The following is a 21,693-nucleotide window of genomic DNA, read 5'->3' as shown; positions in this document are numbered from 1 at the left end:
GGGAGCTTTATTAGCGGGAGGACCCCTCAAGGCTGCTGATAATGTCGCCAATGCGGGACCCCTAAATGCGCCTGTTGCCATGCAGAATAACATACCCCAACCCCTCTTTTTAGCCACTGTGCTGCCCATTGTCAAATCTGAAAATGTTTGGGGTACAGTTTATAATCTCGGCAGCGGAAATTTCAGTGTGGGGGATAATGGGATTGCCTACATTAACCCGGGTAATACCACGATTGGTACTTATACTTCATGGATTGGAGGCAAATCCTTTAATGTAAATGTGAATTGGAGCAATAATGTCTCTGCTAACGATCAAGCCACTTTAGTGTTGGGTAACCAAACTCCCAATGTCGCCACGGGGGGGACTATTTGGATTCCCCATGGGAGCATAGGTCCTATTTGGGGGAATTTTAGAGCTCCTAACATCTACATGACAAATACTTATAAAACCGGTGTGGCCAGTGGATCGGGTAAGGGGGTGATGGGCTTTGATGCCGCCCATAACTTGACAATGGATGGGCTCACTTATGTCAATGAAGAGACCATTGCGGGGGGGCGCGCTCTAGGAAGCGGTCCTAGATCTAGTGCTGCTTTTAAAGCCCTCGAAACGATGAACATTACCAAGAGTAATTTTGTAGATAATACATGGGGGAGTTTTGGCCTTAAGGCTAAAGACACTACGCTCACCAATAGCAGTTTTACCGGATTTCATAGTACGATTGACTTGAGCGCAGACCAACAACTCCAAGCCACCGACACACAGTTTAATAACGCATACGGTGGGACTACTGTAAAGGGAGACGGGGGCGTTACACTCAAAGATGTAAGTTTTAGCGGGCAGAATAACAAAGTGAGTTTAAGCTCTACTTCGGGTGCTCTTAATGTGAGCAATACCCAGTTTAATAACAGCAATCAGATCAATGTCAGTGCCAATAGCGCGAGCTTTAACAAGACAACTTTTGACACTACCGGCAATGAAGTTAATACTTTCAAAACCAACACTCTAAACTTCACCAACACCACATGGACTGGCTCCACCAATTACCACTTTAGCAATAGTAATGGGGGCACCAGCACGAACACCACCTTTAGTGGCACCACCAATATCAACACCGATGGGAATAATATCTCGCCTTTTGCCAAACTTCAGGGGATCATTAACCTCAGCCCGGGGGCAATCTTGAATATCTCCCAAGACCTCAAAGCCAATATGAATTACACGCTTTTTAGTCCTCAGGGTGTGATCAAGGCTGGTGGTCAAGAGCTGAATGACAAAGACCTTTGGAACTATTTAGAGTTTAGAGGGATGGGGGTTAGCTCTGTGAGCGGGGATATTGCTACCTATGACTTCAAAGGTATCCCCTTCTTGCGCGTTAAGGGGGATTTGAGTGGGGGTAAATTGACCTTAACCCCTTTAACAGGATATGCAAATATATGGAATGGAGTTTATAATCTCGCTGATCAAAATGTTGATGTAGGCAATGGAGGAATCGCCTATATTGATCCGGGCACGGGGACGCTTGAAACTTACTACACACTTCTAGGCAATAAAACTTTTAATGCCAATATCACTAATGGGGGCACTTTGGTTATTGGAAATGGCGTGCCCGCGCCAGCTAGTGGAGGACAGATTAGATTTGGTCAGGGAGGATATCTAGGCTATATTACTGGCAACTTCAAAGCCTCCAATATTTACCTCACTAATTCCATTGTAACGGGCAATAGTGCTGCAACAGGCGGGGGGGCTACGCTTAATTTTAATGCCAGCAACAATCTTACCATTGACCAGTTGGATTATTTTGGTGGCTTCGCTGGAGATGGACCAGTAGGGCAAAACTCTAATGGCAATTTTACGGCTGAAAACTCTCTCTCTGTGATAAACTCCTCCTTTGCTGATGAAACACGACTTGGCGGGTTTCATTTTGTGAGCAATAAGGGCGACATCACCATGCAAAATTCCCGTGTCGCTGCTAAGTATTTTGCCTTTACAGCCGACCAAGCTAGCTTTTCAGATACCAGTTTTAATGCTGGTGCGGAGGGACTTTTCAGAGCCAATAGTCTTAACTTTGAGAACACCACTTGGATGGGCATAGCTGGTGTTTTTAAATTCCAAAACAAAAATCAGCAAAATCTAAACACGGATCAGATTCACTTTAGTGGGGTTACCTCCATTGATAGCTCTGGGGGGAACACTTCGCCCCTGAGTAACCTGAATGTCCCTATTAGTCTTTCCAATGGAGCCCTTCTCAACATCGATACCTCCCTAGTCATGAATCAGCCCTATACCATCGTTGAGGACAAGAATAACATGTATCTCAAGGGGCAGGTTTTCAACCAAAGCAACTTTTGGGATATGGCCGAGTTTCATGGAGTACGCCCTAGCTCTGTCAATGGTAATAGTGCCACCTTTAGCATCGGTGGGGTTGATTTTAAAATGACGGGGAAGCTTGAAAACAATAAATTCACCATCAGCCTAGACAAGAGCTATGAAGACATTTGGCCCTCTGTGTATTGCATGGTCAAAGGGGGTATTGTATGGAATTATTGCTACAATCACCCACCCAAATACAACTATAATGTAGGTGATGGAGGAATAGCCTACATTAATCCCAATGCTAAAAATGGCTCTGCTCCCTACTGGAATCCTAAGGGTAATTTCTTAAATACTTACTCTGACTCACTTATTCCTCATAATGTCACTTATGACATACAGGGGAATAATTCAACCCTCATCATCGGGAATAATGTCCCTGTTGTAGCCAAGGGGGGGGCAATTCAATTTGGTGCTGCTGGACACTTAGGCTATATTGGGGAGACTTTCAAAGCTGGCAATATCTTTTTCACCAACACGATTGATGTGGGCACAAGCACTTTAAGTGGTGGGGGAGCTAGTCTAACATTTGAGGCTCAAAATAACATTACTGCCGATGGATTGAATTACCACAACTACATCACTGCGATCCCTCCCTTTAATAGCACGGCTGCTCAGCATTCTAACGCTTCTTTTACAGCTAAAAACATCAGCATTTCCAATTCGTCCTTTGCTGATGACTCCTCTGGGGTTTTTTCTTTCAGTGGAAACCAAGCTGTTAGCTTTAATCAAAGCAGTCTAAGGGGTTATGGCACTACCGTAACCATCGATACGCCTAAAGCTACCCTTACTGGCACTTCTTTTTTCTTGGGCAATGGGACTAAATTTACCCTTAAGGGTAATGGGACGAGCACAGCACTCCTGAGCGGTAGCACCATCAATCTTAGCCAACAAAGCTCTGCTAATTTCACTAGCAATACCCTCAATATCGAGCGAAATAGTGCTTTGTGGCTAAGTAATGAAAGTAAGGCTACTATCAGTGGAACGGCTAATGTAGGCAGTGTGTCCAGTGTGGGTAATAATGGTGCTCCCAATATCGATAACAGTGTGATTAATTTGAATAATGGTAGCACCTTGAATTTTCAGGGAGCCACTAAGTTTTTTGGTGCCGCTTCTTTGAGTGTGCTCAACCAAAGTTTAAGCGCATCCACTCAAGCAATCTTTGCCCAACCCGTATCTTTTGCGGACAATACGGTTGTGAGTGTAAGTAGCATTAAGGGAGGCAATAGCCAAGTTGCTTTTCAAGGAGATGCTACCTTTAGCGGGGAGGCAACACTGGGCATTAATGGAGAGAATGCGCAGGCGATCTTTAGCCAAAACGCCACTTTTAGCGGGAGCTCTAGCTTGGTTCTCTCTGATCAAGCCAAAGCGACCATTAAGGGCACCACAGAGCTTGATGATGATGTGAATATCAACTTGGCAGGGGCTAGCACTCTTGATATGCAAGCACTCAATCTCAATGGGGCAGATGTTGCCTTGATGGGACAGAGTACGCTCACTGCTGGCGACACCACAAGCACAGGCAGTAGCTCCTTTTATAGCAAAGAGAATAGCACACTAGAATTTGGGAGCTTTAACCTTGATGGAAGCTTGACGCTTAAGGGGATCCTCACGCCCAATATTGCCACGCCTTATATGACAGTCAAGGAGGCGTTTAATTTTGGTAGTACGGGCTTATTGGACATCTCTAATGTGGATATTTTTACCGCATTGCCCCATAGAACCTCTAAGGTTTATAGCATTATCAATACCACGCAAGGGTTTACAGGCATTAGCGGAGCGGATGGGTATAAGAGGATCGATTTCTATGGAATGAAAATTACAGACGCCACCTATGATGCTACGCAAAATAGCTGGAGCTTTGCCAACCCCCTCAATGGTGCGCAGACAATCACGGAGAGTCTGCAAAATAACAAGCTTGTCGTGACAATCTCGCAGAGCTTGCACCCAGTGGAAACTTCGCTCTTCAACATCGCGCCCGAGCTCTATTACTATAGGGAATCCAGACAGAATGTTGCGGGTCCACAATACGATTATAAAGACACGCGTACGGGTACCTTCTTTTTAGACAGCAATTTAAAGGGGGTATTCATCCCGCCTACGACTTCCATGACTAACCCCTTAATACCCGAAATCCCGGGCACCTATGGGGCGTATAACCAGCCCTTAGACCCCCTGCACATTTACAACCCTGCGATCACGCAGGCCAATTTGAGTAGCCTTTATAATTTGGCTTCTGGGCTGTGGCCTCAGCTGGAGAGTCTGCTTAAGTCGGGAGTGCTCAGTAATTTAAACGACCCGACTAAGGTATTGCAAGCCCTGGAAAATGCTCATGTTACCCTTACTCCTGAGCAAAAGCAAGAGCTTACCGACCTCATCGGAGGGCTTTCTGCGCGAATTAACCAAACATTTGAGAATGGCACTTTGGTGGTGGGGGGCACGCAGGTGGGCACAACCCAAAGCGATAGCGTGATTTGGTTTGGGGGGAATGGGTATGCTGACCCTTGTTCGGGGTCTTCGAGTTGTCAAGACTTGCGTTCTAAGAATTTGGGACAGTTATTGGAGGGGACTTCGGTAGGTTTGGGCTATATTGATGCCAATTTCAACGCTAAAGATATTTACATCACAGGCACTTTAGGCAGTGGGAACGCGTGGCAGACTGGGGGGAGTGCCTCTGTGAGCTTTAATAGTGCGAGCAATCTCGTCCTTAATGATGCTACTATCACCGCAGAGGGCACCGATCAAATCTTCCCCCTTTTAGGGCAGGCGGGCTTTTACAAGATTCTAGGGCAGGCGGGCTTGGGACATACCTTAGGCAATATCATTTACCAAAAAGCACAGGGCAATGCCTTAGTTCCCTCTAGTATTCAAAATTTGGGTGGGTTATTGCCGCCAGGTATTGCCAATAAACCCTTAGGCGATCTCTTCAGTGCGCAAAACTTAGGGACTATCCTAGAATTGCCCGGCATGGTAACTATCATCAAGGACATTTTGAGCAATAAAACCGTTAGCTCTTTGCTCGGGTCTGATGGCTTGATTGCTAATTTGAGCCCCGCCTCACAAAATAAAATTTACAATGCAATCAATAAGAATTTACCTCTAGGTGGAGCACAGACTATTCAAGATTTAGCTAATGGTCTTTTTGGCCCGCGCACTTTGCTTAACCTCATTGGCAATTTGTCGCCCATGACGCACATGGGCGTTGATCAGATCCTCAATATCCCCAACACCCCGCAGGGCACCGCAACTATTAATAATATGTTGAATAACACCACCTTTGGGAAAGCCCTAATGCAAATCTTGACTAACCAAGACATTATCAACAAAAGCGTGGCTTGGCTAGGACCTCAAATCTTGGGGAGCATGATGGATGTGGCCATTCAAAATATCCTCAACCCCCAGCCTGCTCTCACTAAAATGCTGGCTAACACCACCGCTAAACTTTTAAACCAGCTGTTGGGTCCGGAGTTGCTCAATACCCTGAACCAACTAAGCCAACAAAAAGACCTCCAAGCCATTGCCAATGCCATTATGCAAGACAAGGGTTTGGGAGGGTTGTGGTCTAGGGGCTTGGGCAGCGTGCTTTCTGATGGCCTGCAAAAGCAATTAAAAGAGGTTGGCGTGGGCAATCTCTTGGCCCCCAAGGGCTTAAGCTGGCTGTGGGAAAAGGGCTATTTTAGCTTTATGGGCACTCAAAATGTCTTTGTCAACAACAGTAAGTTTAGCAATGCTACGGGGGGGGCGTTGAGCTTTGTAGCCGGTGATAGAATTGTCTTTAATGGGAACAATAGCATTGATTTCACCAACTACGCAGGCACGCTGAACTTTTTCTCTAATAACAAATCCGATATTAAGGTGAGCACACTCAATGCCACCAATGGGCTCAATATCAATGCGCAGTTTAATAATGTTACTGTGGAAAATGGCACACTCACTACAAATAACGAATACGAGGGCATTAATGTCAGCGCGCTCAATTTTAACTACTTGGGCACCATTGAGGCTAAGGGCGGGAAGGTGGACCTCTCAGCGGTTACAGGGAAAACGGAAATAGGCACCATCAATCTAGCCCCCAATACCTCACTTTTAGCCAATAATTTGAGTATCAAAGACGCGCTCAACAATGCCTCTACGCGCATCCCAATTCAACCCCAAACTTCCCCTAATCAACCTCCCCCCTCTGATAGTGCCGTGCAGATAGCCCAAGACTTTACCCTCTACTCTGGGGCAACTTTGACCACTAACCCCAGTGGAATTAATGTGGGCGGGGCGTTTAGCTCTCAGGGAAGTATGTTGTTTAATGCTGGGGCGCAAAATGCTAACACTACCTTTATTGATGTGAAGGGCATCGCCACGCTTAAACCCACTGCTGACACGCCCTCTCTCTCCCTCAACACTCAGGCTAATAACGCGGCCTACACTTTGGTGCAGGCTAAGTGGATTGATTATAATCTCTACAACAAGCCCTTTAACCCCAATAGTTGGAAAGATTACTTGAGCCTGTATACCCAGCTGAGTGTCAATGGGGGGCGCATGGAGCTCAACGCTCGGGGGGATGGATTGGTCTATAATGGTAAAGCAGTGGATATTGCCAACCAAGGCTTGAGCGTGAGCTATGAAAACGCTCAAGGGCAAAAGGTAACCTCTTCGATCGCCTATAACAATATCCAAGTGGGGGTGGGTAAGCAGCCCGATATCGTGGTCCCCACGATTCAAGAGTATATCCAGCAAATACAGGGGAGCTCAAGCGTGCAGGCCGTCTATAAGGCGGGTGGCCCTAGGGTGATGGAGTGGCTCAACGCGCTCTTGGTCGACACCAAGAACACCCCGCTTTTTGCGCCCTATTATTTGGAAAACAACTCGTCTGCCACTTTGGTTAAAATGGCTAAGGACATTGCCAATAGCATTGACCTCATCGCCAGCCCTTCGCTCAAAAACAATTCGACCGATATTTTGCAGCTCAACACCTACACCCAACAGATGAGCCGTTTGGCTAAACTCTCTAATTTCACCGCCAGCGTGCCTACTTTCCATGACTTCTTGGAAGATATCAAGGGTGAACGCTTTGCTAGTGCTGTGCCCAATGCGATGGATGTGATCTTGGCCTACTCCCAACGCGACAAGATCAAGAATAACCTTTGGATGCAGGGCGTGGGGGGGGCTAGCTTCGTGGCTGGGGGTACGGGCACTCTGTATGGAATCAATGTGGGCTATGATCGCTTTGTGAAAGGCGCAATTGTGGGGGGGTATGTTGCCTATGCCTATAGTGGTTTTCATGGCAATATTGTGAATGCCAATAGCAATAATGTCAATGTGGGGCTTTATAGCCGTATCTTTGCCAAAAATAGCGAGATCACTTTGAGCGCGAATGAGACTTGGGGCTATAACAAGAACTATGTGAATGCCGCCAACCCCATTCTCTCCATTGTCAACCAACGCTACAAATACAACACATGGACTACTAATGTGGGCGTGAACTATGGCTATGACTTTTTCTTTAAAAATAAGAGTGTGGTGCTCAAACCCCAGATTGCCATGCGTTATTACTACATCGGGCTCTCTAGTTTACAGGGCATCATGGACAACCCCATTTACGATCGCTTTAAGGCCAATGCGGATCCTAATAAGAAATCCGTGCTCACCCTCAATGTTGCCCTAGAGAGTCGCCATTATTTTGGCAAAAACTCTTATTATTTTGTCATCGCGGACATCGGGCGCGACCTCTTTGTGCACTCTTTGGGGGATAAGTTGGTGCGCTTCATTGGGAATAACACTTTGAGCTATCGTAAGGGTGGGCTCTACAACACCTTTGCGAGCTTGACGATGGGCGGAGAGGTGCGTTTGTGGAAATCTCTCTATGTGAATGCGGGCATTGGCGCGCGTTTTGGGTTAGATTACCAAGATATTAATATCACAGGCAATATGGGGATGCGCTATGCTTTCTAAGCAGTATTTAAGAAACCCCGCGCTACAATTGCAGTCCCCCTCCTTTTAGCCCTGAGAGGTTCGCCTCTTGGGGCTTTTTTGTTTAGGATTTCAAAAATGCTAGCGAAGTTTCCCTAAATGACTCTTCCCAATTCCCCCATTGAACATGTCCATGTCCTCCTCAAGCCCTTGATCCCTCCCGAATCCTTGCATGCTTTAGAGCAGGCCTTACAAGAGGCGGGCATGAACTATGATTTCTCGCCTCAGCCTGGTGGAGTTTTGCTCTGTTTGGGGGGTGATGGAACCCTTTTGGGGGCTCTGCGCAGTGGATCGGCGTGTTTTGGGGTGCATGTGGGAAATTTAGGTTTTTTGACAGCAACCAACTTGAGTGGCGTGGCGGATTTCTTGCACGCTCTCAAAAATGGGTATTACCGCGTTGAAAAGCATTTGATGTTAGAGGCGTGGCTGGACGATCAGGAACACACTCGCTTTGTGTGTGCTAATGATATCGTGGTTACCAAAAAAGATGTGTATGGGATTTTAGAGCTCCAACTCTTTGTGGAAGGGGTGTTGGCTAATGTATACCAAGTTGATGGGCTGATTGTGGCCACTCCTCTAGGCTCGAGCGCGTACAATATCAGTGTGGGGGGCAGTGTGGTGCACCCTCTATGCCAAAATATCTTGATCACCCCCATCGCTCCCCACTCTCTCACCCAACGCCCCCTTATCTTGGGCTCGCATGTCCAGCTCAGTATTAGGACGCATAAATCTTGCATGATTGTGCTTGATGGGCAGAGCCACCACCTCATGCGCCCCGATCAAGAACTTTGCCTACAACAAGCTATCCAGCAGGCCACTTTACTCCAGCCCTTAGAACGGGATTATTTTCAGGTCCTGCGTGAAAAATTCTCCTGGGGTGGGGGCTATGTTTGACCTCCCGCGCGCTAAATCTACTTTAGCTATGAGGATATAAGATTGCATGTGGCGAATTTATGCTATAAGCACAGAGGTCACAATGTGCGGAGTTGGAGCGGCAACTCTTGGAGCAGAAGCTATAAGACCTCTTTGTAAGGCAGGTTTTGATAATACCACTACTCCCATGGGGAGCAATCCTCTAGCTTCTAGCTATGGGTGTGGAGATTTTTAAGGAAGAATTTGGCAGAGGCGTTAACCCAATTTGTACGCTGTGCGGGTTGAGCGGCTAAGGTGGGTCTGGAAGACCTCAAACAAATCACGGCCAAGCTCAAACAACCCCGCTTAGAAGGTGTGGTGTTAGATTTTAGCGATGGGGATGACTGTGGAGCGGTGCAGGTGGGGGGGTCTTTGCTTGTGCAAAGTGTAGATGTGATCCCTCCAGTGGTTGATGACCCCTATTTGTATGGGCAGATTGCCACAGCCAATGCGTTGAGCGATGTCTTTGCTAAAGGTGCGCGCGCAATCAGCGCGCTGAGTATTTTGGCTTGGGATCAAGAGCATGTTAGTAAAGAGAGCGTGCGCGCGATCATGCAGGGCTCATTGGATAAACTAAGCGAGTGCGCTTGTGCACTCTTAGGCGGACATAGTTTAAGCGATGTGGAACAAAAATATGGTCTAAGTGTCACAGGAATTGTGGAAAAGCACTTGTGGCGTAACGATGGGGCGCAAGTAGGCGATGTGCTTATCCTAACAAAACCCCTAGGCAGTGGGATTATCACCACCGCCTTAAAAAGAAAGCGCTTAGCGCATGCACCCCAAGCGATCGCCAGCATGGCGGCCTTGAATTTCAAGGCCATGCGCTGCCTACAAAATTTTAATGTGCATGCTTGTACAGATGTAACTGGTTTTGGACTCATCGGGCATTTGTATGAAATGCTCAACCCTACCATCTCCATAGAAATAGATACGAGTGCAATCCCTCTTTTAGAGGGAGCGCTGGAACTTGCTCAAGAAGGAGTGTATCCAGGGGGTAGTGTGGCTAACAAACAAGCTTTGCAATCTGGCGTGTGTAGCCAAACAAGGCTCCCCGATATTCTCTTTTATGACGCGCAAACCTCTGGGGGGTTAATAGTAGCATTAGAGGCTAAAAAGGTACAGAAGTGCCTGCATACTCTACACGACCTAGGCATCGAGGCGTGCGCGGTCGGGACATGTATACCCAAACACGCTTTTGGAGTCAGACTTTATTAATCCCAATCAGAGGGGGATTTGCCCTCTTTGATTTTTTGAATTTTTACCTCATAGCGTCTGATAGAGGTCAAAGTGTTATTGTAAGTGCGTCGGAACTTTTCAAAGGATTCTCTGATTTGGTGCATAGCGATTTTGTGTCGCTTGGAAAACTCCCGCAGATGCAAGTAAATATCATTAAGGGGCTTGTAGGCATGCATGCGATCGACAAAGAATTGGTGACGGGTAGCAATGTCCCTGCAACCATAGAGGTTGCGTTTGCTCTCGCGTAGGTAGGTGGCGTAGATGTGCTCCTGTTTCCAATATTCTTGCTTGAGTTTATTGAACTCCTGATGGGGATCAAGAATCTTCTTTGTCTTCATGTTTTCCCTCTATTAATAAAATTTCGTCTTATTTTTAATAAAAAATGATTTAAAAAACTCTTAATAGAATGTTCAAAGAGTATTAAAGATGTGATAAAAAAATAATCTTGGGGCTAGAAACTCCCCTCTACAACAACCTCTTGCTGGATATAGGACACCGCCTTGAGGCGAGTTTTACCAAGCTGTTGGGTAGACACCACCTCAAAAATCTTTTCAAAGCTATAGCGACGGTGGTTGTAGGCAATGATGGTAACTATATCCCCCTGTCGCAAGAAGTGTTCTTGAGCAAAGGGCATGTAGGGGGTTGCCCCGATGGTGATGATGCACTTAGGAGTTAAGTGCTGGGATCGTAAGAGCTCCTGCAAATCCTCTAAACTCCCTGTATCCCTTTGGGTGTTGCACATCTCCACAATCCAGCCTAAAAGCTTGTCGTAGAAATACTCGTACTTGACGAGTTTAGAGTTTTCTCCATAAACATGAGTTTGGCCCTCTCTGGTGAGAAACGAGGCGATCGAGTAATCATTGCACACGCCCCCATAGACGAAACGATCGATGAGCAATTTCTCCCCCATTCCCTTAGAACCTTTGGAAAAGTTTTTCTTTTCAGAGAGTCTCTCTGCTTTAAGATTACGGATAGAAGTATCGTTAAAGGCCATAAAATGGCTGGGTACCACACTTCTCACGCGCCCCTTATCATCATAGAAAATCTCACACTCTAGGGCAATTTCTGGTTCAGCCTGAACATGCAAGTCCACCATATCGGGGGGCAGGATAATATAACGATTATCGATGCAATAACGCCCCAAATACCCATCGTCATGAGGAAGATAAAAGGGAAACAACCCCTTAGGCGCGTCTTTCTCAATGTGTTTCATATTGATGAAGCTATGGATTTCACCTGCTTGTTCCAAATGTCTAGCAAAATTACCCACAACCCCTAATCCGATAAACTTTTCCATCTCTAGCTCCTCATCGCGCCATTATACCCATTCTCAACCCAAGAAAAGATATTTTTGTGCCTCTTCTCTATGCATAGGGTTCAAATGCAAAAGTGCATCGCCCACCTGCACGCGATATAGTGTGTCTGCCTGACTTTTACCATACCCCAGCACAATGCGCGCACACAGATTTTTCTCTTGTGCGCTCGCGCTTTTCTCTACCAGTCCTAAGGGACCTTTGCAATCAAGTAGTTCGATGCGATCCATTAATGGATGATTAATATCCAATTTGGCATTCTCCAGCTCATTGCGCGCCACCACGCAACGTGCCTCCCCCACCACCATGTAACGCCCAACTTTCACAATCAAATTATCTTGCACCACCATCTGTTGTTGGGTATTTTGGCGGTGGGCTTGAAGGTCTTTAAGCTTTTGACTCACACTTAAATCCGTGAGCAAACAGCCTCCGCTGGGGTTTTCATAATACTCTAATCCAAGCTCTTTGATCTTGGCGAGTTGGCGTACGCGACTACGCCCCTGCACATCCCAAAGTTTAGTGCGATCCACCCAACCTTGCTTTTCTATAAAGCTAGGTTCTAAAAGTTGGGCACTCATGGGTCTTAGCAAGAGTTGATCTAAGAATTGAGGTTTATTGGGGTTGTCGCCCCCGCGATCCAAAATCCCATCAAAGCACTCTTCAGCTCCAAAACTCCGCACGAGTTGTTGGACCTGCCCTAGAGCTTCTTTGCGCTGACTCTTGGGGCGCTGGCCCAACACCTCCCCACTGATTACAAAATCCGCTTGCAGTTCTAGGAGTTTGTAAAAGGCCTGTCTGAACATATTGGCATGGCAATCAATACAAGGGTTAAAGTACTTGCCATAGCCGTATTTGGGCTTAAAGAGCACTTCATCAAAGAACTGCTCTTGAATATCGCATAAAAGCAATTGCGCACCCACCTGCGCACTGGCTTTCTCCAGGTATTCTCTCTTGTCTTTATTGCCCCCAAAGCCAATATTGAAGTGCAGGGCAATCACTTCAATTCCTTGGGAAGCCACCAAGTGCATGGACAGCAGGCTGTCCAACCCCCCACTAAATAAGGCTAAGGCTTTCATAATACTCTCCTTTTCTCTGGGCTAATTGTACTATTTTATGGTGTAAATCGGTGAACATCTCCAGACGCTGTTCGAAGTCCAGGTTTTTATATAGAGTGTTGATTTGTTGCTGGTGTTCCTGATAACGCCTCTTTAGAAATGCGATAAACTCTTCTCTAAAACCATTTTCATGCACGGGTAAACTGGTGTCTAAACGGATTTCAATCAATCTAGGATCATTGTATTGACCCGCGAGTAGAGCGCTTAATTCACTCGCTAGTGTCTTGAAGAGAGTGATCTCCAAAAAGGGACGAGCTCGTTCGAGCAAAGACAGATCGTTTAAGAGATAGTGAAGCAGTATGGATTCCATCTTATCATGCTGTGGCTTAGATGGTGGGGCTTTGAGACTGGGCGTAAAGGCTTTTTTGTGGTGCTTTAAACGCACAAGCACAGGAGGAATGTCCAAGAGATGCGCCACCATTTCTTGGTAATGTTCCTGGGTTAAAAAGGGTAAGGTGTGCAAAAAGACCAATACTTCCTGCAAAGCTTGTTGTTTTGCTATGGGATCGTGGACATTGACTCTAGCACACATAGCCCGCACAACATGTTCGACAAAGGGCATGGGCTTGTTCAAAAGTGCACTAATCGCCCTAATCTGTCCCTGGGCGATCAGATCGGCTGGGTCTAAGCCATTTTCAAACAACACTACCCCTCCCAATCTGTTGGCTTGCGCGAGCATTTTTGCGCCCTTGAAGGCTGCTGCCCTGCCTGCTTCATCTCCATCATAACCCACTACCACATCTGGATTAAAACGCTCCATGAGAGGTAGGTGTTGCTCAGTTAGGGCCGTGCCCAGAGTAGCCACTGCGCTTTTAAACCCCGCTTGATGGAGTAAGATCACATCTAAGTACCCCTCTGTCAAAATGAGTTTTTTGTTTTTGGCAATGTGTTGGCGCCCTTGAAAATAACCATATAGCAATTTGGATTTGTTAAACAGCGCGCTCTGGGGAGAGTTAATGTATTTAGCCATGTTGGCCTGAGGCTGCAAAATCCGCCCCCCGAAACCTACAATTTTCCCATTAGGGTTATGGATGGGGAAGATCAGGCGGTTGTGAAAACGCGCGTAAATTCTCCCGCTTTCATCCTGCCCCAAGACTCCCAAGTCTAGGAGGGCTTGTTTATCCAATCTTTGGCGTTGGACATGCTCTAGTACGCGCGATCCCACACAAAAACCTAAACGAAACTCCTGCACACTCGTGGCGTGTACACCACGAGTGGATAAATAATCTTGCGCCTCTTTATTGTGCTCTAACAAGCTTTGATAACAACGCGTCACTTCTTCTAAAAGGTCTAATTCTTGAGGATGTTGGGGTGGAGTAGTAGTGTATTCTAGGGAAATAGAAAACATGTTGGCGAGTTTTTGCACCGCTTCCACAAAATCTAATTGTTCGTACTCCATCATAAAAGTGATCGCATTACCATACTTGCCACACCCAAAGCACTTGAAGTTATTGCGTATGGGGTTAATGGTAAAACTGGGTGTCTTTTCGTTATGAAAAGGGCAGATAGCCATATAAAGATTACCCGCTCTTTTAAGCTCTAGGTAGTTCTGTACCACCGCCACAATATCGGCAACCTGCTTGAGTTGTTCTAGGGATTCTTGAGCGATCATGTTCGCATAGTAACCAAGATAGACTTATTTGTCAAAAAGATTATTGATAGTATAATCAATAATTAACTTTAGTCTTTAACTATAAAGTTTTTTTAGTAAAATATTTTAAACTTGCATTAAGTCTTGACTTGCTCCAGATTTTTTGCTAGTATTGTGGCACTTAATTTTTTTAAGTGCTAATTTTTGCATAAGGAGACGCGATGTTTAAACCATTAGGCGAAAGAGTGCTAGTTGAAAGACTAGAGGAAGAAAAAAAGACGGCTTCTGGGATTATTATTCCCGACAACGCCAAAGAAAAGCCTCAAATGGGCGTGGTAAAAGCTGTTAGTCATAAAATCAGCGAAGGCTGTAAATGCCTCAAAGAGGGCGACGTGGTAGCCTTTGGAAAATACAAAGGCACAGAAATCGTGCTAGACGGAAAAGAATTTATGGTTTTAGAACTCGAAGATGTACTAGGCGTGGTGGATTCTTGCTGCCACGGGCATGGGCATGAACACCACAAAGGCGATCATAAGCACGAAGGCAATTGCTGCCACAGCCACTAAATTAACTCTGGCGCGTTTTTTCGCGCCCTCCCATTCATATAACAAGAAAAGGACAGACAATGGCAACTAAAGAAATCAAGTTTTCCGATAGCGCGCGCAATAAACTTTTTGAGGGTGTAAAACAGCTCAACGATGCCGTGAAGGTAACCATGGGACCTCGCGGGCGCAATGTACTCATTCAAAAAAGCTACGGCGCACCTAGCATTACTAAGGACGGCGTGAGTGTAGCTAAAGAAATCGAGCTAGCATGCCCTGTAGCCAACATGGGCGCACAGCTGGTTAAAGAAGTAGCCAGCAAAACCGCTGATGCGGCTGGGGATGGCACCACCACTGCCACCGTTCTAGCTTACAGCATTTTCAAAGAGGGCTTGCGCAACATCACTGCTGGAGCTAATCCCATTGAGGTCAAACGCGGCATGGACAAAGCCAGCGAAGCCATCATTGCTGAATTGAAAAAATCTAGCAAAAAAGTGGGTGGCAAAGAGGAGATTACCCAAGTGGCTACTATCTCGGCTAATTCTGATGAAAAAATCGGAAAACTCATTGCCGATGCGATGGAAAAAGTGGGCAAAGATGGCGTGATCACCGTTGAGGAAGCTAAGGGAATTGAGGATGAACTCGATGTTGTAGAGGGCATGCAATTTGATCGTGGCTACCTCTCTCCTTACTTTGTTACCAACGCAGAAAAAATGACCACTCAGCTAGAAAACGCTTATATTCTGCTCACTGATAAGAAAATCTCTAGCATGAAGGACATTTTACCCTTACTCGAACGCACGATGAAAGAAGGCAAACCCCTATTGATCATCGCTGAGGACATCGAAGGCGAAGCCCTCACAACCTTAGTAGTAAACAAACTGAGGGGTGTGCTCAATGTGGCTGCAGTTAAAGCTCCCGGCTTTGGTGATCGCCGCAAAGAGATGCTTAAAGACATCGCCATTTTAACCGGCGGGCAAGTGATCTCTGAAGAACTAGGCAAAACCCTAGAAAATGCGGATGTGAGCGATCTAGGCGTGGCTGCGCGCATCGTGATTGACAAAGACAACACCACGATTGTAGATGGTAAAGGGCAAGTCAACGCGGTTAAAGATCGCATCGCCCAAATCAAAACCCAAATCGAATCCACCACCAGCGATTATGACAAAGAAAAACTCCAAGAACGCTTGGCTAAACTTAGCGGTGGTGTGGCTGTGATCAAGGTGGGTGCGGCTTCTGAAGTGGAAATGAAAGAGAAAAAAGATCGCGTAGATGACGCTTTGTCTGCCACCAAAGCCGCTGTAGAAGAAGGTATTGTGATTGGTGGGGGCGCGGCTTTGATTCGTGCTGCCCAGAAAGTGCATTTAGAATTGCACGAAGATGAAAAAGTGGGTTATGAAATTATCAAACGCGCCATTAAGGCCCCTCTAGCCCAGATTGCGGCCAATGCAGGTTATGATCGCGGTGTAGTAGTCAATGAAGTAGAAAAACACAAAGAAGCGCACTTTGGCTTTAACGCGAGCAATGGCGAGTATGTAGACATGTTTAAAGCGGGTATTATCGATCCCCTTAAAGTGGCTCGCATTGCTTTACAAAACGCGGTGTCTGTCTCTAGCCTGCTCTTGACTACTGAAGCCACCGTGCACGAAGTGAAAGAAGATAAACCAGCTCCTGCAATGCCCGATATGGGTGGCATGGGCGGTATGGGTGGCATGGGCGGTATGATGTAGCCTAGCCTTTAAGCCCTATTGGAGGGGGAAATGCCTTTAAAACTCTTGCGGTGTTCCCCAATAAGTCCGTATTTGGCGATGGCTAGTGCATGCGCGCGCGTGCCATAGCCACAATGTCTAGCAAAGCCATAATCAGGGTAAAGTTCATCTAAGGCTAGCATTTCTTGATCTTTATGCGCCTTAGCTAAGATGGAGGCCATCGCAATCTGAGGGATTTTATCATCTCCTTGGATGATAGCCTCAAAACTCTCCAAATGCGCAAATTCCAGTTTAAAAAGAGTGTTCCCATCCAGACGCACATGTTTGATGGCGGGCAACTTCACGATAATCTCTGTAATCGCCTCCTGCATACACACACTCAAGCCCTTGCTATCAATCTCTAACGCGCTTTTAGCTACCACTACGCTTCGAATGCGCCTATCTTGGCTAATATGCGTGGCAAATTCAAAGCGTTTCTCCCTGCTAAGTTGCTTGCTCTCTTTGAGTCCTAAGCGTATAAATTCATTTGCAACAGCCTGATCACAGCTCACTCCCGCTACAAACAATGATCCACACCAGCACCCCCGCCCCGCTTCATCAATGCCTAACATGCTGTCTCCTAGGGTGAAATTGGTTGCAATGAGGGCGTTGTAGCACAGAAACTTGAATCTCCATAACCAAAGCTGGAAGCTGCGGTTGGAGCGCACCCACCCATGCCACCTATGGTAGCTGTGGGTTTTGGCTTCTTCTCTTAGAAGTCAAGGTTTTGATGCACTGGTTAGGAGAATTTTGATATTTTGTATCTGAGCTTATCAGCTACATTTCATCAAGTGAGGTATGCCATGATTTTAGTGAGTTTAGCGGCAGAATTAGGGGCTTCCAAACACGGAAGCAACCAAGGTGTACAAGATCTGAGGCAGGCTTTGATAGAACGCTACCCCGAGATCACCGAGCATATGGTGCTCATTCGTCAAAAACAATGTGTGTTGGAAACCTTTTTTAGATACGCTAAAAATTTTGAAGACTATTACATCTTTTGTAAGGACAATTTGATTCCCAAAATGCATGCTGTGTTCAAGAGTGGTAACTTCCCTCTAATTTTGAGCTCAGAACATTCCAATGTCTTTGGGATTTTGCAGGCCCTGCGTGGGGTATATCCTAGGAAAAAAATTGGGGTGTTGTATCTGGACGCGCATGCAGACATCCACACCGCTTACGATAGCGAAACGGGGCACTTGCATGGCATGCCCTTGGGAATGCTTCTCAATAGAGTGCATTCAGGACCCAATCCTCTCAATGCCCAAGAAGAGCGCTATTGGGAACAGCTCTGCACTTTGGGCATAGATAAGGAAACTCTGGCCTTTGACCCCCAGCATCTGGTATATTTTGGTGTACGCAGCACGGAAAAAAGCGAAGATGACATGATAGCCTCCTATAATATCCCCCTATTCAAAATAGAGGATATCCAAACGGACATGGAGGCCTGTGTGAATCAAGCACAGAGTGCCTTAGATGGGGTGGATTTGGTGTATTTGAGTTTAGATGTAGACATCATGGATGGCAAGCTTTTCAAGTCAACAGGCGTGCGGGAAAATGATGGTTTACACCCCGACGAGTTAAAAGCATTACTGGAGCTTTTGCTGAAACGCTTTGCCTCTAAACTCGTCGCTTTAGAAGTTACGGAATACAATCCAGAAGTGGGCACACAGGCAGATGAACCCGTGGTGCTAGAGCTTTTGGATAGTGCGATCGAGCATCTGTGCAAAAGCGCTAAAGTGCGCTCTAAAGTTTGTCATTACTCTTGAAGGAGCGCGTATGTTGAAAGTGGGTTTAGTCAAGGAGAGCATGGATTTAGAGGCGCGTGTGGCATTGGTGCCTGAAGATGTCGCTTTGCTCGTCAAAAGCGTGCCTATGGAGCTACGCGTGGAAGAAAACGCAGGGGTGTTGAGCGGATATAGCAATGAGGCGTATGTCAGCGCAGGGGCGCGCATCGTTTCTAAGGAAGAGGCCTGGGGGCAGAATGTAGTGGTCAAGTGCAAAGAACCCTTGGAACACGAATATTCGCTACTCAAGGAGGGCAGCACTTTGTTTAGTTACCTAGATTTAGCCTACAACGCTTCTCTAGCGCACATGCTGGTGAATCGCAAAATTCTCTGCATTTGCACAGAGACCATTGCCGGACCTAAAAATAATTACCCCATGCTAGCTCCCATGAGCGTGGTTGCAGGTAACTTAGCGGCACACTTGATCCAGCACTACCTCTTGGGGCTGGAGCATTTGCCTGGAGAGATGGGCAAGGGGGTGTTATTGGGTGCGCTCGTGGGAGAGGCGAGGGCTAAAGTGGTTATCGTGGGGGGAGGGGTTGTAGGCTTAGAAGCGGCAAAGACTCTGAGTTTGATGGGGGCGCGTGTGGTGTTACTCGAGCTCAATTATGCCAAACTCCAAGATCACCCCTACACGCATCTATACCAGTTGGAAGTGCTGAGTGTGAACGAAGAACACATTCTTTACGCCCTAGAGGGGGCTTTAGGTCTGGTGGGGGCGGTTTTACAAACCGCTACAGCCACCCCCAAAGTGATTTTAAAACACCATTTAGCGCGCATGCAAGAGGGGGGCGTGGTGGTAGATGTGGCATGCGATCTGGGGGGTTGTATTGAAACGATCCACCAAACCAGCCACTCACACCCCGTTTACAAAGAAGAGGGTTTGTGGCACTACGGAGTGCCCAATATCCCCGGAGTGGTGGCGCGCACCAGCTCGTGCGCTTACAGCCATGCCAGCGTGCCCTACCTGCTCTATTTCTTACAGCATGGCTTAAAAGGCTTTTTACAAGCCAACACCCCCGTTGTAGCCAACACTTTAGGGGGCTTGAGTTCCTATGAAGGCTATCTTACCCAAGAGGGCATCGCCCAAGCCTTCAAGTTGCCTTACAAATCTGCTCAAGCAGTGCTAGCCAATCTCTAAAAGTTGTAGACATAATTGACAAAGACAGCAACCACGCGGCGGAACGAGAAATCTAGTTTCGCGCCGTTGCTGTAATTGACCTTGAAAAAGGGGTCATTGATCACGGGAATGCGCACGCCTAGCTCCAGTCCATTGTGCTGGCTGAGATTGGCACGCAACCCAAAATTAAAGAGGAATTGCACATAGTTAGCTGAAAAACTGGCCTTGTTGCTACTTTGGTTATTGATCGCGTTTGCCGAACTGGAATAAGTTTTATTCATACTCAGACAGATCGTCTCACCGGTGCCAGCACTCGTCGTGGATTTGCCCAAACACTGTCCATCAGCATGCCCATTGCCCAAACCCCAAGTGCTCCCCCCCAGCATCACGCCCCCAAAGACTCCCACCATGTGTTCCTTGTTCTCGTAGAAGTTCAAGAGCACATCGATACCCGCACCATAGAATAAATTAGAAAGCGAACCCTTGGCATTGGCAACCGCGCCCCCGTAATAATTCCCCCCCTGCCCGCTGAACACGCCATAATAACGCAATCCGAAATGCTTCTTCTTCCCAAAGAACTGCTTATAGCCCAACTGCACATCCACCCCATAGAGATTGCCAGACACGGGGTTTTTTATCTTATCTACCGAGCCAATCAGCGAGGACATCCCATCATAGACACCATATTGCTTGGAAGTAGGCACATTATCATCAACATAGCTACCCGCCATCCTAGAATACTGAAACCCCACACTGGTATACGCTCCGTTGCGCTCTGCGTTTAAGGACGCAAGGCTTAAGAATGTACAAGCAACTACCCAAATCTTACGGCCTTTAACCGACATCAAAACTCCTTTATCTCTACGAACAATCCGCCGTTATAATATAAGGTTCTATATTAAAGAAAAATAAAAATGTTGTCAAGAGAAGAAATTTGTGATATTAGGTTATACTAGGCGCATTTGCGTGTGAGGAGCGACCTTGTCTTGGGCATACTGGCGTATCGGATTGTTGGGTATATGCCACTTGGGCTGTATGGGTTTGTTCCCTTTTTTTGCCCTCTCTTCACTCTCTCAAGATAACCAAGATCAGCTAAATAACTCCTCCGATCAAGCCCCCACTTACTACACGCGCTTACAACCCCCCGACTTTGACACTAACACAACTCCTCCTGAACCAACAGCCCAAGATTTGGCAAGCCAAGGCCTCTCTTCTCAAGACATCCAGGGCACACCTTTAGCTAATGGTGTAGAAATCCAGCGTAGCGATCTGCTCGCAGAAATGCAAGACTCTCAAGAAACCCAAGCCCCGCTCCCCCCTCCAACCCAGCAATCTTTCCATGCCCTCTTGAATAATTGTGCTAGGAACGATCTTTTTAACCAATTAGGGGCAGGGCTGGCGATCAAATCCAGCGAACAAGCCCAATGCACGCGCATGCAAACCAAGTACTTTGCTACACTTGACAACCACTACAGCACCCTACAACATGCCTATACAATATTGTTGCAAGACATTGTCGCTGCTTGCCACACCCGCGCTAGCAAACAGGCCGTATTGCAGAGCGCATTTTTCAAGCGTTTAAAACCCATGCTTAAGGGGCACAAACAACGCCTATTGCTCAAACAACTCACACAGGCCAAACCCTTAAGCCGTGAAAAACTCCACGCCCTCCTCCAAGAGCCCAATTTAGGCGAACGCTTTTACCGCTGCCAGTATTTTATCCACATGCCTTAGGTGATTTTTGGTAAAGATATGCTAAAGTCTAGCTCTTTGCTTACAAATTAAGGAGGTCCATGAAATCCGTCAAGATTAGCTTAGATTTGAAAACTTTTGCAGTTGAAGCGAGTCCCTGCGATTTTGATGTGGGGGATATGGAACTGCGTCTTTCCCTACAACGCTCTGGTGATCTCATCACTGCTTGCGTTTCAAAATGCGGGGGGGGGGGGGGGGGGGGGAGGCTTTTCTAGCCAAAATTGAGACCTGTCTCTTTTACACCT

At 46.7% G+C, this 21,693-nt stretch carries 15 protein-coding genes; 9 read left to right on the top strand and 6 right to left on the bottom strand.

Annotated elements, in window-relative coordinates; translation table 11 throughout:
* The first annotated feature begins 79 nt into the window (after nt 1-79).
* From C6H04_RS02710 to selD, 3 genes are all read left to right on the top strand, one after another.
* Nucleotides 80-8,317, top strand: a complete 8,238-nt coding sequence (locus C6H04_RS02710; RefSeq protein ID WP_233711830.1) for a vacuolating cytotoxin domain-containing protein — start codon at nt 80-82, stop codon at nt 8,315-8,317.
* A 117-nt stretch (nt 8,318-8,434) separates the two neighbouring features.
* On the top strand, nt 8,435-9,229 hold the full coding sequence (locus C6H04_RS02705; RefSeq protein ID WP_104696313.1) for an NAD(+)/NADH kinase: 795 nt from the start codon (nt 8,435-8,437) through the stop codon (nt 9,227-9,229).
* 273 nt (nt 9,230-9,502) lie between these two features.
* Complete coding sequence (gene selD, locus C6H04_RS02700) at nt 9,503-10,462, top strand: selenide, water dikinase SelD (protein ID WP_104696314.1); 960 nt, start codon at nt 9,503-9,505, stop codon at nt 10,460-10,462.
* Here the strand turns inward: selD and C6H04_RS02695 are convergent.
* The 4 genes from C6H04_RS02695 to dnaG form a co-directional block, all read right to left on the bottom strand.
* Nucleotides 10,459-10,821: a serine protease gene (locus C6H04_RS02695; protein ID WP_104696315.1), complete on the bottom strand. Its 363-nt coding sequence runs from the start codon at nt 10,819-10,821 to the stop codon at nt 10,459-10,461. The two genes, selD and C6H04_RS02695, sit on opposite strands and share 4 nt — an antisense overlap.
* 113 nt (nt 10,822-10,934) lie before the next feature.
* Nucleotides 10,935-11,780: a DUF5718 family protein gene (locus C6H04_RS02690; protein WP_104732256.1), complete on the bottom strand. Its 846-nt coding sequence runs from the start codon at nt 11,778-11,780 to the stop codon at nt 10,935-10,937.
* Between the two features lie 33 nt (nt 11,781-11,813).
* Nucleotides 11,814-12,872: a 7-cyano-7-deazaguanine synthase gene (locus tag C6H04_RS02685; protein ID WP_104732255.1), complete on the bottom strand. Its 1,059-nt coding sequence runs from the start codon at nt 12,870-12,872 to the stop codon at nt 11,814-11,816.
* Nucleotides 12,850-14,523 (bottom strand): DNA primase, encoded by a 1,674-nt coding sequence (dnaG, locus tag C6H04_RS02680; RefSeq protein WP_104732254.1) that lies wholly within the window; start codon nt 14,521-14,523, stop codon nt 12,850-12,852. Before dnaG ends, C6H04_RS02685 begins: the two co-directional genes overlap by 23 nt.
* A 200-nt stretch (nt 14,524-14,723) precedes the next feature.
* Between dnaG and groES the strand changes: the two genes are divergently transcribed.
* Both groES and groL read left to right on the top strand, forming a co-directional pair.
* Nucleotides 14,724-15,068: a co-chaperone GroES gene (gene groES / locus C6H04_RS02675; RefSeq protein WP_104696319.1), complete on the top strand. Its 345-nt coding sequence runs from the start codon at nt 14,724-14,726 to the stop codon at nt 15,066-15,068.
* A gap of 59 nt (nt 15,069-15,127) precedes the next feature.
* Complete coding sequence (gene groL, locus C6H04_RS02670; RefSeq protein WP_104696320.1) at nt 15,128-16,774, top strand: chaperonin GroEL; 1,647 nt, start codon at nt 15,128-15,130, stop codon at nt 16,772-16,774.
* Between the two features lie 8 nt (nt 16,775-16,782).
* On the opposite strand, the gene C6H04_RS02665 is transcribed toward groL, so the two are convergent.
* On the bottom strand, nt 16,783-17,364 hold the full coding sequence (locus C6H04_RS02665) for a ribonuclease HII (RefSeq protein ID WP_104732253.1): 582 nt from the start codon (nt 17,362-17,364) through the stop codon (nt 16,783-16,785).
* A gap of 231 nt (nt 17,365-17,595) precedes the next feature.
* Here C6H04_RS02665 and rocF point away from each other — a divergent pair, with 231 nt between their 5' ends.
* On the top strand, nt 17,596-18,558 hold the full coding sequence (gene rocF, locus C6H04_RS02660) for an arginase (protein ID WP_104732252.1): 963 nt from the start codon (nt 17,596-17,598) through the stop codon (nt 18,556-18,558).
* Between the two features lie 13 nt (nt 18,559-18,571).
* Entirely contained in the window at nt 18,572-19,717 is a 1,146-nt protein-coding gene (locus tag C6H04_RS02655; protein WP_199767071.1) for an NAD-binding protein, read from the top strand.
* Here the strand turns inward: C6H04_RS02655 and C6H04_RS02650 are convergent.
* The gene (locus tag C6H04_RS02650) at nt 19,714-20,541 is read right to left on the bottom strand and encodes an outer membrane protein (protein WP_104732250.1); all 828 of its coding nucleotides are present in this window, start codon (nt 20,539-20,541) and stop codon (nt 19,714-19,716) included. The genes C6H04_RS02655 and C6H04_RS02650 overlap by 4 nt on opposite strands.
* 136 nt (nt 20,542-20,677) lie before the next feature.
* Here C6H04_RS02650 and C6H04_RS02645 point away from each other — a divergent pair, with 136 nt between their 5' ends.
* Entirely contained in the window at nt 20,678-21,430 is a 753-nt protein-coding gene (locus tag C6H04_RS02645) for a hypothetical protein (RefSeq protein ID WP_104696325.1), read from the top strand.
* Between the two features lie 59 nt (nt 21,431-21,489).
* Complete coding sequence (locus C6H04_RS07895; protein ID WP_158653805.1) at nt 21,490-21,663, top strand: hypothetical protein; 174 nt, start codon at nt 21,490-21,492, stop codon at nt 21,661-21,663.
* The last annotated feature ends 30 nt before the right edge of the window (nt 21,664-21,693 follow it).

Origin of the sequence: Helicobacter salomonis (assembly GCF_900197775.1) — a bacterium.
GTDB classification, from domain to species: Bacteria; Campylobacterota; Campylobacteria; order Campylobacterales; family Helicobacteraceae; genus Helicobacter; species Helicobacter salomonis.
This window is presented reverse-complemented; position numbering and strand designations above follow the sequence as displayed.

What these genes read in the sequence shown, in the direction of transcription:
- C6H04_RS02695 (WP_104696315.1), bottom strand. Translation starts at nt 10,821, where the DNA reads ATGAAGACAAAGAAGATTCTTGATCCCCATCAGGAGTTCAATAAACTC.
- C6H04_RS02690 (WP_104732256.1), bottom strand. Translation starts at nt 11,780, where the DNA reads ATGGAAAAGTTTATCGGATTAGGGGTTGTGGGTAATTTTGCTAGACAT.
- groES (WP_104696319.1), top strand. Translation starts at nt 14,724, where the DNA reads ATGTTTAAACCATTAGGCGAAAGAGTGCTAGTTGAAAGACTAGAGGAA.
- rocF (WP_104732252.1), top strand. Translation starts at nt 17,596, where the DNA reads ATGATTTTAGTGAGTTTAGCGGCAGAATTAGGGGCTTCCAAACACGGA.
- dnaG (WP_104732254.1), bottom strand. Translation starts at nt 14,523, where the DNA reads ATGATCGCTCAAGAATCCCTAGAACAACTCAAGCAGGTTGCCGATATT.
- C6H04_RS02685 (WP_104732255.1), bottom strand. Translation starts at nt 12,872, where the DNA reads ATGAAAGCCTTAGCCTTATTTAGTGGGGGGTTGGACAGCCTGCTGTCC.
- C6H04_RS02665 (WP_104732253.1), bottom strand. Translation starts at nt 17,364, where the DNA reads ATGTTAGGCATTGATGAAGCGGGGCGGGGGTGCTGGTGTGGATCATTG.
- C6H04_RS07895 (WP_158653805.1), top strand. Translation starts at nt 21,490, where the DNA reads ATGAAATCCGTCAAGATTAGCTTAGATTTGAAAACTTTTGCAGTTGAA.
- C6H04_RS02710 (WP_233711830.1), top strand. Translation starts at nt 80, where the DNA reads ATGCAGAATAACATACCCCAACCCCTCTTTTTAGCCACTGTGCTGCCC.
- C6H04_RS02705 (WP_104696313.1), top strand. Translation starts at nt 8,435, where the DNA reads ATGACTCTTCCCAATTCCCCCATTGAACATGTCCATGTCCTCCTCAAG.
- C6H04_RS02650 (WP_104732250.1), bottom strand. Translation starts at nt 20,541, where the DNA reads ATGTCGGTTAAAGGCCGTAAGATTTGGGTAGTTGCTTGTACATTCTTA.
- groL (WP_104696320.1), top strand. Translation starts at nt 15,128, where the DNA reads ATGGCAACTAAAGAAATCAAGTTTTCCGATAGCGCGCGCAATAAACTT.